The sequence below is a fragment of the Ruegeria sp. EL01 genome (assembly GCF_900313035.1).
Lineage (GTDB): Bacteria > Pseudomonadota > Alphaproteobacteria > Rhodobacterales > Rhodobacteraceae > Ruegeria.
Map to the genome: position 1 here is coordinate 70,605 of NZ_OMPS01000046.1, position 15,367 is coordinate 85,971.

Annotated in this window: 16 protein-coding genes; 4 read left to right on the plus strand and 12 right to left on the minus strand. The window is 56.4% G+C overall.

Going from position 1 to position 15,367, the window contains the following annotated elements; translation table 11 throughout:
* Positions 1-4 precede the first annotated feature (4 nt).
* Complete coding sequence (locus tag D9K61_RS20790; protein WP_162946983.1) at positions 5-706, minus strand: GntR family transcriptional regulator; 702 nt, start codon at positions 704-706, stop codon at positions 5-7.
* 231 nt (positions 707-937) lie between these two features.
* Between D9K61_RS20790 and D9K61_RS20795 the strand changes: the two genes are divergently transcribed.
* A complete protein-coding gene (locus tag D9K61_RS20795; RefSeq protein WP_120635631.1) occupies positions 938-2,065 on the plus strand; it encodes an aminotransferase class V-fold PLP-dependent enzyme in 1,128 nt (375 codons plus the stop codon).
* Between the two features lie 13 nt (positions 2,066-2,078).
* On the opposite strand, the gene D9K61_RS20800 is transcribed toward D9K61_RS20795, so the two are convergent.
* The 3 genes from D9K61_RS20800 to D9K61_RS20810 all read right to left on the minus strand — a co-directional run bounded on the left by D9K61_RS20800 (position 2,079) and on the right by D9K61_RS20810 (position 4,329).
* Positions 2,079-3,275 carry a UbiH/UbiF family hydroxylase gene (locus D9K61_RS20800; protein ID WP_120635125.1) on the minus strand — a complete coding sequence of 399 codons (1,197 nt, stop codon included), beginning with the start codon at positions 3,273-3,275 and terminating at the stop codon, positions 2,079-2,081.
* A gap of 74 nt (positions 3,276-3,349) precedes the next feature.
* Positions 3,350-3,598, minus strand: coding sequence for a hypothetical protein (locus D9K61_RS20805; RefSeq protein ID WP_120635126.1), 249 nt, complete (start codon positions 3,596-3,598; stop codon positions 3,350-3,352).
* Positions 3,599-3,684: 86 nt separating this feature from the next.
* Positions 3,685-4,329 (minus strand): pyrimidine 5'-nucleotidase, encoded by a 645-nt coding sequence (locus D9K61_RS20810; RefSeq protein WP_120635127.1) that lies wholly within the window; start codon positions 4,327-4,329, stop codon positions 3,685-3,687.
* 100 nt (positions 4,330-4,429) lie between these two features.
* Between D9K61_RS20810 and D9K61_RS20815 the strand changes: the two genes are divergently transcribed.
* Entirely contained in the window at positions 4,430-5,077 is a 648-nt protein-coding gene (locus D9K61_RS20815) for a GntR family transcriptional regulator (RefSeq protein WP_120635128.1), read from the plus strand.
* Between the two features lie 3 nt (positions 5,078-5,080).
* On the opposite strand, the gene D9K61_RS20820 is transcribed toward D9K61_RS20815, so the two are convergent.
* A complete protein-coding gene (locus tag D9K61_RS20820) occupies positions 5,081-6,961 on the minus strand; it encodes a glycosyltransferase (RefSeq protein ID WP_120635129.1) in 1,881 nt (626 codons plus the stop codon).
* A gap of 82 nt (positions 6,962-7,043) precedes the next feature.
* Positions 7,044-8,210 carry a glutamine-hydrolyzing carbamoyl-phosphate synthase small subunit gene (gene carA, locus D9K61_RS20825; protein WP_120635632.1) on the minus strand — a complete coding sequence of 389 codons (1,167 nt, stop codon included), beginning with the start codon at positions 8,208-8,210 and terminating at the stop codon, positions 7,044-7,046.
* Positions 8,211-8,393: 183 nt separating this feature from the next.
* Between carA and D9K61_RS20830 the strand changes: the two genes are divergently transcribed.
* Positions 8,394-8,879 (plus strand): GatB/YqeY domain-containing protein, encoded by a 486-nt coding sequence (locus D9K61_RS20830; protein WP_120635633.1) that lies wholly within the window; start codon positions 8,394-8,396, stop codon positions 8,877-8,879.
* Positions 8,880-8,903: 24 nt separating this feature from the next.
* Here the strand turns inward: D9K61_RS20830 and D9K61_RS20835 are convergent, their stop codons facing one another.
* The 5 genes from D9K61_RS20835 to D9K61_RS20855 all read right to left on the minus strand — a co-directional run bounded on the left by D9K61_RS20835 (position 8,904) and on the right by D9K61_RS20855 (position 14,300).
* A complete protein-coding gene (locus D9K61_RS20835) occupies positions 8,904-9,395 on the minus strand; it encodes a DUF2244 domain-containing protein (protein ID WP_120635130.1) in 492 nt (163 codons plus the stop codon).
* A 44-nt stretch (positions 9,396-9,439) separates the two neighbouring features.
* Positions 9,440-10,039, minus strand: coding sequence for a 2-hydroxychromene-2-carboxylate isomerase (locus tag D9K61_RS20840; protein WP_120635131.1), 600 nt, complete (start codon positions 10,037-10,039; stop codon positions 9,440-9,442).
* A 157-nt stretch (positions 10,040-10,196) separates the two neighbouring features.
* Positions 10,197-11,870: a cytochrome c oxidase subunit I gene (gene ctaD / locus D9K61_RS20845; protein WP_120635132.1), complete on the minus strand. Its 1,674-nt coding sequence runs from the start codon at positions 11,868-11,870 to the stop codon at positions 10,197-10,199.
* Between the two features lie 161 nt (positions 11,871-12,031).
* Positions 12,032-13,219, minus strand: a complete 1,188-nt coding sequence (locus D9K61_RS20850; protein WP_120635133.1) for a sterol desaturase family protein — start codon at positions 13,217-13,219, stop codon at positions 12,032-12,034.
* Between the two features lie 118 nt (positions 13,220-13,337).
* Positions 13,338-14,300, minus strand: a complete 963-nt coding sequence (locus D9K61_RS20855) for an AraC family transcriptional regulator (protein ID WP_162946984.1) — start codon at positions 14,298-14,300, stop codon at positions 13,338-13,340.
* A 166-nt stretch (positions 14,301-14,466) separates the two neighbouring features.
* Here D9K61_RS20855 and D9K61_RS20860 point away from each other — a divergent pair, with 166 nt between their 5' ends.
* On the plus strand, positions 14,467-14,883 hold the full coding sequence (locus tag D9K61_RS20860) for an HIT family protein (protein WP_120635135.1): 417 nt from the start codon (positions 14,467-14,469) through the stop codon (positions 14,881-14,883).
* Here the strand turns inward: D9K61_RS20860 and D9K61_RS20865 are convergent, their stop codons facing one another.
* Entirely contained in the window at positions 14,884-15,312 is a 429-nt protein-coding gene (locus D9K61_RS20865) for a helix-turn-helix domain-containing protein (RefSeq protein ID WP_120635136.1), read from the minus strand.
* Positions 15,313-15,367: the final 55 nt, after the last annotated feature.

A 15,367-nucleotide genomic window follows, 5' to 3' on the forward strand; every position in this document is an offset into this window, starting at 1 on the left:
GTGGTCAGTATTTGGTGCGGATGTAGTAGCCCGGATGGTGGGTCACGCGGGCAAACGTAATCGGATTGTCGTCCTTACGTATGGTCCGTTCCATCTGGATCATCGATGTTCCAGCGGTGGTTCCCATGAATTCCGCCAGCCTGCTGTCCGCAGACACCGCGCAAAAGGCTATTTCGGCATCTGTAAAGGGTGCAGCATTTAGCAGCCATTCATGTGGTCCGTGTTCGCTCAGGTCGGCGTGTTCCACCTCGGGGATTGCATTGATGTTGATCCAACGCTCCTCAAGCTGAAAGGGACGATTGTTTGCGTAATGCATGCAAATGACATGCAGGACCGGGGCGTCTGGGGAAACGCTAAGTTGTGACGACAACCAGCCGGGGCTGGACATCACGTTCCGTTCGACCAGAGCATAGCGATAGGTGGCGTTCTGGTTCTCAATCACTTGCCGCGCCAATGACAATTCCAGTTTGGCATGCTTGCTGGGTTCTTTTTTAACACGGGTCCCGCTTTTGCGCTTGCGTTCGACAAAGCCTTGATCGGCCAGTTCCCGCATGGCGCGATTTACGGTGGCACAAGCGCAGTTAAACTCTTCTGCCAGCTGCGTCTCGGTCGGCAAAAGCGCACCTTGCGGCCAGATTCGGCTTTCGATCCGGCGCTTTACTTCATCACGAACGACCTGGAAACTGATGCGCTTTTGTTCAGCCACGGGCAAAAATATCCCTTCAAGTATAAAGTGTATGCATCTGGTCAGAAGCAAGTAAAAGTGTAAAGGGGAAGGTGACACTATTTGGCGTCATTTTACGTAATATCAGGCCTGTATAAGGCGCGCTTACCACGTTCGACCAGATGACCTTGGGTCACCTTTCTGTCGCGTTTGGGCTTTACCATCATGATCAAAGACGCCAAAACTTCTGTAACCCTGAAGAAAGGACGTTTCATGCCCGCCTTGCTGAACACTGTTGATCCCGATGGTCTCGAGGAGTTTTCTGTCGTTTTCACCGATCGCTCGCTGAATCATATGTCTGCCAAGTTTCAGACCGTCATGCGGGATGTCTCGGAGTTGTTGAAACAGGTCTACAATGCGGATGGGGTTGCGGTAATTCCCGGTGGCGGAACCTATGGGATGGAGGCGGTGGCCCGCCAGTTCGCCCGCGACGCGAATGTATTGGTGGTTCGCAACGGTTGGTTTTCCTACCGCTGGAGCCAGATCATCGAAAGCGGTGAGTTGACCGCATCCGCCACGGTCCTGAAAGCGCGTGAGACGGGCAATGCCAGCCCGTCGCCCTTTGCACCTGCACCCATCGACGAGGTTGTGGCAACGATCCGTGACCAACGACCAGATGTCGTGTTTGCACCCCATGTCGAAACATCGGCCGGCGTGATCCTGCCTGACGACTACGTCACTGACATGGCCGCAGCTGCGCATGAGGTTGGGGCGCTGATGGTTCTGGATTGCATCGCATCAGGATGTGCTTGGGTCGACATGAAGGCGACTGGTGTGGACGTTTTGATCTCAGCACCGCAAAAGGGGTGGAGCGCATCGCCCTGTGCCGGTCTGGTTATGTTGTCAGAGCGTGCCGAAGCGCGGCTGGAACAAACCAGTTCCGACAGTTTTGCCATCGACCTGAAGAAATGGCGCCAGATCATGCAAACCTATGAGAATGGCGGACATGCTTATCATGCCACGATGCCGACCGACGCGTTGACAGAGTTTCGGGACACCATGATCGAAACACGTGACTATGGGTTCGAAAAGCTGCGTGAAGCTCAATGGGCCTTAGGCAATGGTGTAAGAAGTATGTTGGACGACAAAGGCATCATGTCCGTAGCTGCCGACGGGTTTGGTGCCCCTGGCGTGGTTGTCAGCTATACATCAGACGCCGAAGTGCAAAACGGTAAGAAATTTGCTGCGTTGGGCATGCAGATTGCCGCCGGTGTGCCCCTGCAATGTGACGAACCCGAAGGCTTCAGCACCTTCCGCTTGGGCCTGTTCGGATTGGACAAGCTTTATGATGTGGAGGGCACCATTACTCGCTTGAAGCGGGTGCTGGATCAGGTGCTTTGAAACCGATCGGGGCTTAGCGGACGCCGAGCCCCATCTGCATCAGCGTCTTGCGTACCGGCGGCAGTGAATAAAGCGCATTCAACCCCATGGCGCGCGCATCGCGCAGCGGACGCGTTTCGATCATCGAGGCGCGGTTCAGCAAGTCGATACCTTTGACGCGCAGCTCGATCTCGGCGTGACGGGCTTTGTGATATGCCTCAAGCATATCCGAATCCCCAAGCCCATCGGGGCGGGCCTGCGCCAATTCCAATAAGCAGCGCAGGTCGCCCAGTGACATGTTCAAACCCTGCGCGCCGATGGGCGGCACGACATGGGCAGCCTCGGCCATCAGCGCAATGCGCTCGCCGGACAGACGTTCTGCGGACTGGCTGATGATCGGCCAGATGGTGCGACGCGAGGCCAGCTTCAACGGCCCGAACAACCCGCAGGAGCGTTCGGTCATTGCAGTCTCGAAACTTTCAGCATCCAAGTTCAGCAGCTTGATCGCGCGCGGGCCGCGTTCCATCCAAACGATGGCTGACGACGGCTGCCCCTTCCAATCGGGTAGGGGCACCAAGGTGAATGGTCCTCCGGAACGGTGAATCTCGGTCGAGACATTTTCGTGCGCAATGGGATGTGTCACGGCAAAGGCCAGCGCCTTCTGACCATAACGTGTGGTTTTGACCTGAATCCCAGCGGCTTCGCGCATCGGTGACGTGCGCCCGTCTGCAGCGATGACCAGTTTGCAGCGGATGTGGCTGCCATCGCTTAGACCCACACGCGCCTCAGCGAAGCGGGTGAACAGGCTGACGGTGCCGGTTCCAGGCCGGAAGTCGACATTGCCCAACTCGCTCAGGCGGGCCACCATTTCGCGACGCAACAGCCAGTTGGGCAGGTTCCAGCCAAAGGGTTGATCGGAAACATCGGAGGCGTTGAAATCGCGAACAACACGCGGCTCGGGAACGTCTCCGCCCGCGTCAACGATCCGCATGATTTGAAGCGGGGCCGCATGGGCATCCAGCCGATCCCACAATCCGCATTGTTCCAGCAAGCTGTGTGCAGGTTGCAGGAATGCCGTGGTCCGCAGGTCGGACCCCTCCGCATCCCGTTCCGTTACAGGGGGTGTTGGATCAACACAGATCACGTCGAACCCTGCTGATCCAAAGGCCGCGGCAGCGGTCAATCCGGCAATACCACCGCCTGAAATCAGGATGTCACAGCTGTCATTCATGGCGCCATTCTCCGTTCTGGGCAAACCCTAGTGCGGTTCCATCACATGCGCCAAGTGACATCCTGTCCCGTTTCTCAACCCAGCGAAATGAGGATGAGTATCAGGAACATCACAGGCACCATTGCCACGGCTGGCAGGTACAGTCCGGGCAATCCAAACACCAGAGCAGAACAGCCCCACATGCTGAAAATCGCGGCGGCCGTATAACCCAGATCCTCGGGCTCGCCATCGGCCACGTCACGGGCCATCCAGCCAAACAGGGGGATTGAATACAACATACGCTGCCACATCGGCAGGTGCCGGGGCATCTCGATCGCGCTCATGGGGGTCTCCGTTCTGTTCGTCGCTTTGGGGCATATAGGAATGCCGATGTTGCAGCAGAACGTGCAGATCGTCGCAGTGCGACAGGCTATCGCAGACGCGCCAGGAACGCCGTCAGGTCGTCGGTATGATGATGAATGTAATCGGCTTCGTGCGGGTCTGGTGCAACGTGAACGGTGCGCATTCCCATTTCGTGCGGAGATGCCAGATTCCGGGGATCATCCTCGAACATTGCGGCTTTCTCAGAGTGGATTCCATCTTTCGCGAAGATCGCTTCAAAGGCCGCTTTTTCGGGTTTTGGACGGTAACCGGCATGTTCAACGCCATAGATTGCGTCAAACAACCCCGATAAACCTCGCGCCTGTAAAACCCGCTCTGCATATGGCGCGCTGCCGTTGGTGTAGACGATACATCGACCCGGCAGCGACCGGATATGGTCCGCCAGTGCCGCATCCGGGATAATATGGCTCATATCGACCTGATGCACGGCTTGAAGATAGGGATCGGGGTCCAGATCGTGCTCGGCCATTAGCCCGGCAAGTGTGGTGCCGTATTCGCGCCAGTAATGAGATCGCAACCGGTCCGCCTCTGCGCGATCCACGCCGATAGCCTTTACCACATAGTTGGTCATCAGCACCTCGATCTGATCGAAGAGACGCATATGCGGCGGGTAAAGCGTGTTGTCGAGATCGAACACCCATTGGGTGACGTGAGCAAATGCAGGTTTGACCATGATTAGGGTTTAGGGCGCAGCGTCGAGGTTTTCAATGCCGCTCTTGATTGCAGGGCCTTGAGACGGATAGACATGTCCGAACGAGGAGACGAAGCACCCCATGAGCCCGACACGAACCTCTAACAAAGACGCCTATACCCTGATACTCGAAGCGATCGACGTGGGTGTTTATCGACCCGGTGATCGTCTGGTCGAAAGCGAGCTGGCCGAACGGTTTGGTGTATCCCGAACGCCGATCCGCGAGGCATTGCAGCGATTGGAAACTCAGTCGCTGCTGGAGAGGGACGGGCGATCGCTGATTGTCGCATCTCTGGATCACAACCAGATGGCCGAATTGTACATCGTGCGCCGCGAGTTGGAGGGGCTTGCCGCGCGGCTTGCGGCCAAACATGCCACTGAAGAAGAGATCAAGGTGCTGCAGGATATGGTTGCCGCAGATGATGCGCTGGTGGATGATCCGTCGGCTTTGTCGCGCGCCAACCGGCGGTTCCATGAACAGATTCATCTGGCGTCCCACAACCGCTATCTGGTTCAGCAGTTGAATTTGGTGCATCGCACCATGGCCCTAATGGCGACCACGTCCTTGGCGGTTCAGGGCCGCGGAGAAATCGCGCAGAGCGAACATAAGGGCATTGTCGAAGCTATCACCGCCCGAGATGAAGAGGCTGCAGACCGCGCTTTGAAGGAACACATTTCCATTGCGTTCATGACTCGCCTGAAACAAGACGCCGTCCGGCGCGAAAGCTGATCCTCAGGCCAATGGCAGGTCTTCGTCGGCCTGACCGTGCTGGGTTTTGTCCCAATAGAACGGTTTCACGGCCAGCTCCCACAGGGCTTTGTAGGCTGCCAGGATGCCCAACGGGAAATACAGAAACATAGTTGGAACAAACGGCAACAAAAACCGGCGCTCTGGTGCAGAAACGGCCAGAGCGCTGACGGCCATGTTCAAACCTTCGGCTGCCAGAAACAGCCAAACAAGTGACGTCAGCATCTCATGAGAGATGACCTGCATCATTGGGTTGTACAGCCCCAACGCCGTCAACCAGAAAACCCATAGCACCGGGGCCAGCAGGAACTGACCGATTGTTCCCAGAAAAAACGCCTGAACACCCATGAATTTGCGCAGCCCAAGGTCTTGGTACAGTCGCAGCGGATCGCGCATATGCACCAGATAGGTGACCATGAACCCCTTGAGCCAGCGAGAGCGTTGTTTCACCCATGGCCAAGCGCGAAAGTTTGCCTCTTCAAACGTCGTGGTATCGACCATTTCGGTCCGGTAGCCCGCTCGGCTTAGCCGTACGCCCAGATCTGCGTCTTCGGTGACATTATGGGCATCCCAACCGCCAAGCTCTAACAGCTTGTCACGACGGAAGAAAAATGTGGTTCCGCCCAGCGGAACGACAAGTCCCAGGCGGGCAATTCCCGGCAGGATGATCCGGAACCAGCTATTGTATTCGATTGAAAAGCAACGTGAACGCCAATTGGTGCGAGGATTGTAATAGTCCAGACCGCCCTGCAGGCAGACGACTTCGGGGGCGGCTTGTGTGAAGTGGTTGACCACACGTTCGATCTGGTCCGGTTGGGGCGCATCCTCGGCATCCCAAACGCCCAGAATGTCACCCCTGCAAAAGTCCAACGCATAGTTCATTGCACGAGGTTTGGTTGTCAGCCCGTTGAATTCGGGCACTTCTATCGTGCGGATCCAGCTTGGTAAGTCGGCATCTGCCAGCGCCTTGCGTGTGACATCATCCTTTTCCTCCAGGACCAGAATGACATCTAGCAGAGCCTTGGGGTACGTCAGCCGTTGGAGCCGGCGAACCAGTGCATCAGCAATCTCTCGTTCCTTGTACAAGGGCACCATGATCGAGACACAGGGATGGCGGAGGGGGACGGCAGCGATTTCTGACCGGTCAGATTTGCGAGAAAGCTGATGAAGGACATATGCCAAGGCGCCTGAAATTCGCAGGGCAGAAAACAAGATCAGCGTGCCAACCGTCAAGAAAAGCAAGGTCGCTAGACTGACGTGGGGCACCGCTGTCAAAAGTGCTACAGCGCCGACGACCGCTGCAACAGGGCGCACGCGCGACCCGGCAGTCCATGTGCGGCAGCTTTGTGCTTCGTCCACTCGGGTTTCCGCAGCCTGCGCAAGAGGTTTGGCAAACTGGCGGGCAATTGTGCGATCGATCTGATCAGGGGCAGCCAGAACCGGAATGACTGCGTAACCGCAATTCTGCATTTCCTTGGAAACGGTGGCAAAGAGATCGGGTCGCGCTGTTGCAACCAAAAGCAGGGGGCCGACGCGCATCCACGGAACAACGTTGTGAGCTAGCCAGAAACTGACCGGCTTAAGGTCGCTTAACCCCGGCATAGGCGGAATTTCGTCAAGGTTTGCAATTTGCCAACCGGATTGTTCCGCCAAAGCGTTCAACACGTCCTGCCGAGTGATCCAGCCTTCGCCCACAAGGATTTCACCCAGCGGTGCTTTTTGCCGGGCTTGCAGGTGAAGGGCGCGATCCAATTGCGTCTGGGTGATTATCCCTTGCTCTAACAAGCAAGAGCCAAGCGGTTTGCGCAGGCCCTCTGCTGGAATTGGTGCGGCAGAGGTGAAGTTCTGAAGATTTAGCTCGACCATTAATACAACCCTGACGCAATTACTTGCCATCAAGGTTGTGCATTCTAGGTTAACACGCAGTTAACACTGGATGATTTGGCGGCTACGCCTTTTCTTTGCTATCCGTCATCGCGGCAGCAAAGCGCTCGAACAGGTAAAAGCTATCTTGCGGTCCAGGTGACGCTTCTGGGTGATATTGGACGGAATAGACCGGACGATCCGCCATGCGGATTCCGCAATTCGACCCGTCAAACAGCGAGCGATGGGTTTCAACGACCCCAGCGGGCAAAGACTGCGCGTCCACGGCAAACCCATGGTTCATCGACGTGATCTCGACCTTACCGGTATCCAGATCTTTGACAGGGTGATTTGCGCCATGGTGGCCGTGGTTCATTTTGACGGTCTGACCGCCAAGCGCCAGTGCCAGCATCTGATGGCCGAGGCAGATCCCGAACACGGGCAGCTCAGTCGTATCCAGGATTTCCTTGATCATCGGTACAGCATATTCACCGGTTGCTGCCGGGTCGCCGGGACCGTTAGACAGGAACACACCATCCGGATCGTGCGCCAGCACCTCGGCAGCCGTCGCAGTTGCAGGCAGGACGGTAACATCGCAACCTGCAGAGGCCAGACAGCGTAGGATGTTGCGTTTGGCGCCATAGTCAACCGCCACAACCTTGTGGACAGGGTTTTCCTGGCGCTGATACCCTTCGGGCCACGCCCAACGCATTTCATCCCAGCGATAGCTTTGGGCGCAGGTGACATCTTTGGCCAGATCCATGCCTTCCAGCCCGGCAAATCCGCGCGCAGCGGCGATCAGAGCTTCGATGTCGAAGTTGCCGTCGGGGTCATGCGCCAGCGCGACATGCGGCGCGCCTTGCTGACGGATCGCGCGAGTCAGACGGCGGGTATCGACGCCACCGATGGCGATCCGCCCACGACGGGCCAGCCACCCTTTCAACTCCTCTGCCGACCGCCAGTTTGATGGCTCGGTTGGGTCCCATTTGACCACCATACCGGCTGCGACTGGATCGCCGGTTTCGTCATCATCTGGGTTCACGCCGACATTGCCGATATGGGGGAAGGTGAAGGTCACGATCTGTCCCGCATAAGAGGGGTCGGTCATGATCTCCTGATACCCAGTCATCGCCGTGTTAAAGCACAACTCGGCTACAGTTTGGCCGGTTGCGCCGAAGCCGATACCATAAAACAGAGTTCCGTCGGCCAATGCCAGACATGCGGTGGGCTTGGACTGAACATTCTCGGCCATGGCGCGACTCTCCTGCAGGGTAAACCGGCGCATACCTAAGGGGGATAGGCCGCTGGGTCAAGTCTGATCAATTTTTAGGCTATCGTTTAAATTCAAACACTTAACTGTATTCATCGACTGTTGTATCGCGCTTTTTAATTCGATATGTTCGTGGTTCCGTTGCCATGGGGATGGACAGACCAGATGGATATGCGATCAAGGGTGAACACCGCCCTGAAGCAAGCAATGAAAGACAAAGCAGCTGAGCGTTTGTCGACGCTGAGGCTGATCAACGCGGCAATTAAAGACCGGGATATCGCCACGCGGGGATCCGGTAATGAAGAGGCCAAAGGATGCGGCGACTCTGAGGTTCTTGAAATCCTTGGAAAAATGACCAAGCAGCGCAAAGAAAGCGCGCGCGCCTACGAAGAAGGCGGACGTTTGGACCTGGCGGAGCGTGAGTTGCGCGAAGTTGCCATCATCGAGGAGTTTCTGCCCAAGCAGCTTGATGAAGATGAAGTCAGCGACGCCATTCAGACGGCCATTACTGCGACCGGCGCAGGGTCTATCCGTGACATGGGCAAAGTGATGGGCGAGCTTAAGACCCGCTACACTGGTCAGATGGATTTCGGAAAAGTCGGCTCGATGGTCAAAGATCATCTATGCGCTGCGTCCAGCGGCGGCTGCTGAGAATATCTTGCACTAAAAACTGGGCTACTGGGCGGCTGAATCGTGCAGTTTCTCGACAAGGTCATCATAGAGTGTGATGCGTTCATCCTCGGACAGGAACGCGCCAATCTCGACCTCTCGGCCATCTCCGATCAATGTGACATAGTGCGGGACCGGCCCGCCTTTTGTGTGCATCTCAGGACGTGCCCAATAGCGATTGCATGACCATTCCTGATCACCTCGACCGGGCGTGTGGTGAACCAGCTTCGCCTGGGATCCCTTTAGGGTCAGCACCTCGAACGCACTGCGCGCATGATAGTTTGTCTGTATGGCCAGCCACAGCCCCAAGACGGTCAGCAACAAGAAAGGCAGCAATCCCCACAGGATGACCGAACCCAACATTGCCAACAGTGGAATAAGCCCAAACAGGAACACCGACAAGATAACGATCATCGCCCCGCGCGGTGGCAGAGAGTTGTGCGGCCAAAGGCGCAGTTCTTGTTCGGTTTCCGATGTTTGTTTCCATCGATAAGGCATAGCTAAAAAATAACGCACTATGGTCGGGTGTCGACGGTTAATGATCAGATGACGTGACCAACGCGCACCCAGGACAACGCATCATCCAAACGGTCATCGCCCCAGAAAACCTCTCCGCGTACAACAAGGCTGGGTGCGCCAAACACCCCAAGCCGGGTGGCCTGGTCTGTCTCGGCCTCTAAGGCAGCCACAATATCCGGGCTGCGGGCGCGGGCAAGGGCCAGACGCGGATCCTGTTGACAGCGCAGCAGCGCCTCGGACAGGGCCGATTCACTGCCTGCCTCGACACCTTCTTCGAACCAGATGCGATACAGGTTCTGGGTGAACAGCTTTCCCCATCCGTCTTTCATTCCCAACAAAGCGACCTGATTGGCGAGGGCCAGATCCGAGATCGGGTAGGGGGCTGGCAGGTTGGCATGGATACGGTACTTGGCGGCGCGGCGTTCAATGTCGCGCCACATATAGGCCGATTTAACCGGTTTGCCTGCAAAGGGAATGTTCTGTTGTTCCGACATGACGGTGCGCACGTTGAATGGTCTCCAAACAACCGTCGCATCGTTTTCGTCGCACCAATCATCCAGACGCATGACCGTCAGAAAGCTGTAAGTGCTGCCGATTGAAAACCAAAAGTCAATTTCGGGCATCAGGAACCTCCGGATTGCCGGATAAGTTGCCCGAACCAGAATAGCCTATTTTTTCCGGTCTGGCGACTTGTTCGCTTTTCCGGTGCCAGAATGGGCATGCCCGTCAACGAAAAAACCCCGCCGTGTAGGGCGGGGTTTTCCAAGATTTGGAAAGGGATCAGTGCGCGTGGCCTTTGTCCCATTCTTCCTGCTTGGGCAACTGCTCGAACGTGTGTTCGGGCGGTGGGCATGGCAGGGTCCATTCCAGCGTGTCCGCGTATTCGTTCCAGTAGTTGTTCTCGGTCACTTTCGCGCCCCGGAACAGGGCGTAGAAAACGATGCCAAAGAACAGCAGGAACGAAGCGAAGGATACGAACGCACCGATCGACGAGACAAAGTTCCACTGAGCAAACGCCTCAGGGTAGTCGATATAGCGGCGCGGCATGCCCTGACGGCCCAGGAAGTGTTGTGGGAAGAAGGTCAGGTTGGCGCCGACGAAGAACAACCAGAAGTGAACTTTGCCCCAGAACTCGGAATAGTGGCGACCGGTCATCTTGCCAAAGTAGAAGTACACCCCGGCAAAGATGGCAAAGACAGCACCCAAGCTCATCACATAGTGGAAGTGCGCAACCACATAGTAGGTGTCGTGATAGGCACGGTCGATACCCGCCTGTGACAGCACAACCCCGGTGACACCACCAACGGTGAACAGGAACAGGAAGCCGAAGGCGAACAGCATCGGTGTCTTGAATTCAATCGAGCCGCCCCACATGGTCGCAATCCACGAGAAGACCTTAACCCCTGTCGGCACGGCAATGACCATCGTAGCGAGCATAAAGTAAGCCTGCTGACGCAGTGACAGGCCAACAGTATACATGTGGTGCGCCCACACGACAAAGCCCAGAACGCCGATCGCAATGATCGCCCAAACCATCGGTAGGTAACCGAAGATCGGCTTGCGCGAGAAGGTCGCGATCACATGGCTGATGATACCAAATCCGGGCAGGATCACGATGTACACTTCCGGGTGGCCAAAGAACCACAGGATGTGCTGATACAAGATCGGATCGCCGCCACCGGCGGGATCAAAGAAGGTGAAGCCAAAGTTGCGGTCCATCAGCAACATGGTGATCGCGCCCGCCAGAACCGGCAGCGACAGCAGAATCAGCCACGAGGTGACGAAGATCGACCAGCTGAACAGCGGCACCTTGAACAGGGTCATGCCCGGGGCACGCATGTTCAGGAAGGTGGTGATCATGTTGATCGCGCCGAGGATCGAAGAGGCGCCCGATACGTGCACGGCGAAGATCGCAAGGTCCATGGACATGCCGCCTTCGGTCGTCGATAGCGGTGGGTACAGCACCCAGCCAACGCCCGAACCAGCCTGATCGTTACCACCGGGGGCCAGCAGAGAGGCAACGCCCAGCGAGGTACCAGCGACATACAGCCAGAAGGACAGGTTGTTCATCCGCGGGAACGCCATGTCCGGTGCACCGATCTGCAACGGCATGAAATAGTTACCAAATCCGCCGAACAGGGCGGGGATGACCACGAAGAACATCATCAGAACACCGTGATACGTGATCATCACGTTCCACAGATGCCCGTTAGGGGTACATAACTCGGCACCGCTGCCGAACAGGCGGAACCCTTCCATGCACATATGCTGCACCCCCGGCTCCATCAGTTCGATCCGCATGACAACAGTCATGAGAACCGAAATCAGACCGGCAAGCGCCGAGAAGATCAGGTAGAGAATCCCGATATCCTTATGGTTGGTCGACATGAACCAGCGCGTAAAAAAGCTGCGATTGTCTTCATGCTCGTGACCATGAATGGCTGCGTCTGCCATTAGGTGCCTCCTGTTGCAACTGCACCGCGGAGTCAGACCTCTCTGACACGCGGGATTCCTGCTGGTTTTAGAATGCGAAGAGGGCACCTTCAATGGTCGAGTTTGATATAGATCAAGATAAATAGCCGCACCCTCTTGAAAAGGGTGCGGCGCAGGCCGCTTTATTTCAGGTCAGAGAGTGTATTTCTAAGGTGATCCAGCGGTACCCAATTCTGTGTCGCGCAGATCGGCCCGGCGCATCCTTTGAGGCGCAACCGACCATCCGGAAGCTTGGTTGCAGAGCCGCGAAAGGACAGCCCGGTTTCCGGATGCAGCAGGCGTCCTTGGGCCCAACCATCACCGCCTGGACGCAGCCCCGTGATCATCAAATCACCTGGCCGCATGTGCCGCCAACTTGCGGCTTCCCACCCCCACAGGGCGCGACCACATGTTGTGGCGGGATCGTCGGGGCAGGGCTCAAACCGAACAACAGCACCAAGGTAGGGGGCAGAGTAGAGGCCCGACAATTCGGCGCGTGCCTCATTGCCGGCCAGAAACAGCAATCCTGAAATCGTGACTATCCTTAGCCAACCTGCGGATTGAGCGCCGACCCGACGCGCGACGCGTGCGAACTCTTTATAATAATCCGGATGTTCGGTCCCCATAAACCTGTCCCACCAAGTGAAGTACAGACCCATGTTATAGCGCCCATGGCTATGGTGAAGGTCGTGATGCGTGACGCTGGTCATCCAATCAAACAAGGGTTTTCCATTTCGATCAGCGGGAAAAACCTCATAGCCACAATGGCCAAGCGCGTTGCGCAACATCATGTGAAACAAGAAGACAAGCAGGGCGATCGTGTTCATGGGCACCAAAGCGACAAAGATCGGTAGGAACAATGCGTTAAGAACAGCTTCTGCTACGTCGAATGAATAAGACGTGAACGGCGTCGGATTGTGCGACTGATGGTGCGTGCGGTGTGCCAGCCTGAACAGACGCCTTGTGTGCAGCAGACGATGCGTCCAGTAAAACCACGCATCATGGGCCACAATGATCAACGCAAGCGAAGCGATCAGGTAAGTCCAGCCAAAGTCTGAGACCTTGTCATAGATCGGGACCAGGCCGCTGGAATGGCCGAGGCCGATCAGGATGCCGGTTGCGGCAAAAATCAAAACTGTTCGCGCGCTGGTCAGCACCTCTCGTTTGATTTGGGACCATCCCGGCGTTCGGTCACGGATCTTGCGATCTTGCAGGCGGCGAGCCAACAACGTGTTTACGACCAAAAAGGTACCGCCAGCCCCCAGCGCATACCGCAATGTATCATGGGTCAGGGTACCGATGATTGCATCGATCAGGGAAAACTCACTCATATCCAAGCTCCGTCATGTGTTGAGATGCACAGAGGATGCTGGGATGCAGCGGGCAGGTCCCGTTGATGCTGAAATCAACGCGGATATTGCAGAATGAACTGGTATTTTTCGGAATCGATCAGTCCCGATTGCGATAATCGCGCGGATTTGTTCCGGTCTGGGAACGGAACGCTTTGTTGAATGGTCCAAGGGACGCAAAGCCAACCTCATGTGCGATCTCAAGTATCGTCGTTCGCTCATGTTGCGGATCATCCAAAAGGCTTTTGGCCGCTTTGATGCGGGCAGTGTTGATGAAAGTCGAAAAGTTGCGGTGCCCCATTTGGCTGTTGATGGTGGCGCGTAGTTGATGTTCGGGCACTCCAAGCTCTTCTGAGAAGGCGCCGATGGTCAGGCCCTCGCGTTGCCAGATCCCCCGACGCATGGATTGTTCAATCTTCTCGACAAGGTCCGGTCTTGGCTTAATCCGGATGCGTTCTGCGGGCGGAACCCAGGCTGGTTCCAGCGCCCAGATGCTGAACAGAAGTACAAGCACCAGAATGGCGCTGGCCTGCAGGGGGTACACCCAGATGGGTAAGTCGGCGTCCAATCCGCTGACCTCGACAATGGAAACGATCAGACCCAACGCGCCCATTGCGGCCAGAAATCCTCGCCTGAACCGGCGACGCTGGGTGACCAGATCATCGCTGTCCGTGATCAGGGCCAATACGATCAGCCCCAAATACAACGCGATTGCCAATCCGCCGCGGATCGGCGCGAACTTTGGCAATACCGGTACCAGTACGGCCGTCGCCACGGTCAAGGCAGCCAGTATCAATATTGGTCTGCGTTGGGGTGGCTCGTCCGATAACTGGACGGAGGCCATGCACGCCAAAGCCAGTGGCGTCAGTGTTGCACCGATGACGAGTGCCTGACGCAGAATAATCGGCAGGTCCACTGGTGCCGAGACCAGCAGATAGCAAGTCGTGCACAAACCTAGCACGACAGCAGAAAGCGTTCCGCGCGGTCTCTGATTTAGCACTAAAACCGCGATCGTGAGTGTTATGATACCAATCGCCATTCCGCGCAGGATCAGGTCTGCCATCATGTCCCATCCGTTTTTCGTCGCGGTTCAGTTTGTCATCCAGATCCTTGCGAGTCTTGTCGATTCTGAATTTCGTTATTCAGAAATCGAGGGATTTGTCTTGATCCCTTGACCTTTGGCATACGGGCCGCAAGAACGGGTGAGAAGGCAATGCGGAAGGTCCGACATGAGTTATGATCCTGAAAATATCTTTGCCAAGATCCTGCGCGGGGAAATCCCAGCGATGCGGGTGTACGAGGATGAGGACACTCTGGCCTTCATGGATATCATGCCGCGTACGGACGGGCATCTTCTGGTCATTCCCAAGACCCCGTGCCGCAACGTGCTGGATGCTACGTCGCAACAACTCTCAACCGTTATCGCGACCGTCCAAAAGATGTCGCACGCCGTGAAGCAGGCCTTTGACGCGGATGGTGTCACCATTCAGCAATTCAACGAAGCGGCCGGAGGGCAGGAGGTGTTCCATCTGCATTTCCACGTGCTTCCTCGCCACGAAGGCATCGCCATTCGCCCGCCGGGGAAAATGGGTGACTTCGATCTGATCGGCGCACATGCCGACAAGATCAAAGCCGCGGTGTCTTGATCAATCTGAGTCTGCGCCTGGGTTTACACAGCGCGGACTACAATCCGTAAACGCTTGCAGAACCGCGCAAACGTGATCGTGGTGCCCATCGCATGCTTTTGTGATGTGGGCCAGTTCCAGCTCAAGTCCACGCAGCCGCGCGATCCGGTCCCGCACATCCGCCAACTGTCGTTTGGCGATTTCATGGGCCCGATTCAGATCGGGGCCCATCGCACCTTCCAGTGACAGTAAGGACTGTACATCGGCCAAAGGCAGTCCAAGATCTCGGCCATGACGAATGAAATGCAATCGCTTCAAGGCCGTTTCATCATACCGGCGTTGGTTGCCAGCCGTGCGGCCCGGTTCCGGCAGCAATCCTTTGCTCTCGTAAAACCGGATGGTGGGTACCTTCACGCCGGTCAATCGCGATAAATCCCCGATTGAATACATTTTTCCCAAACCCCTTGAACCTCTAGCGACTAGAGGTATTACATGCGGTGTGTAG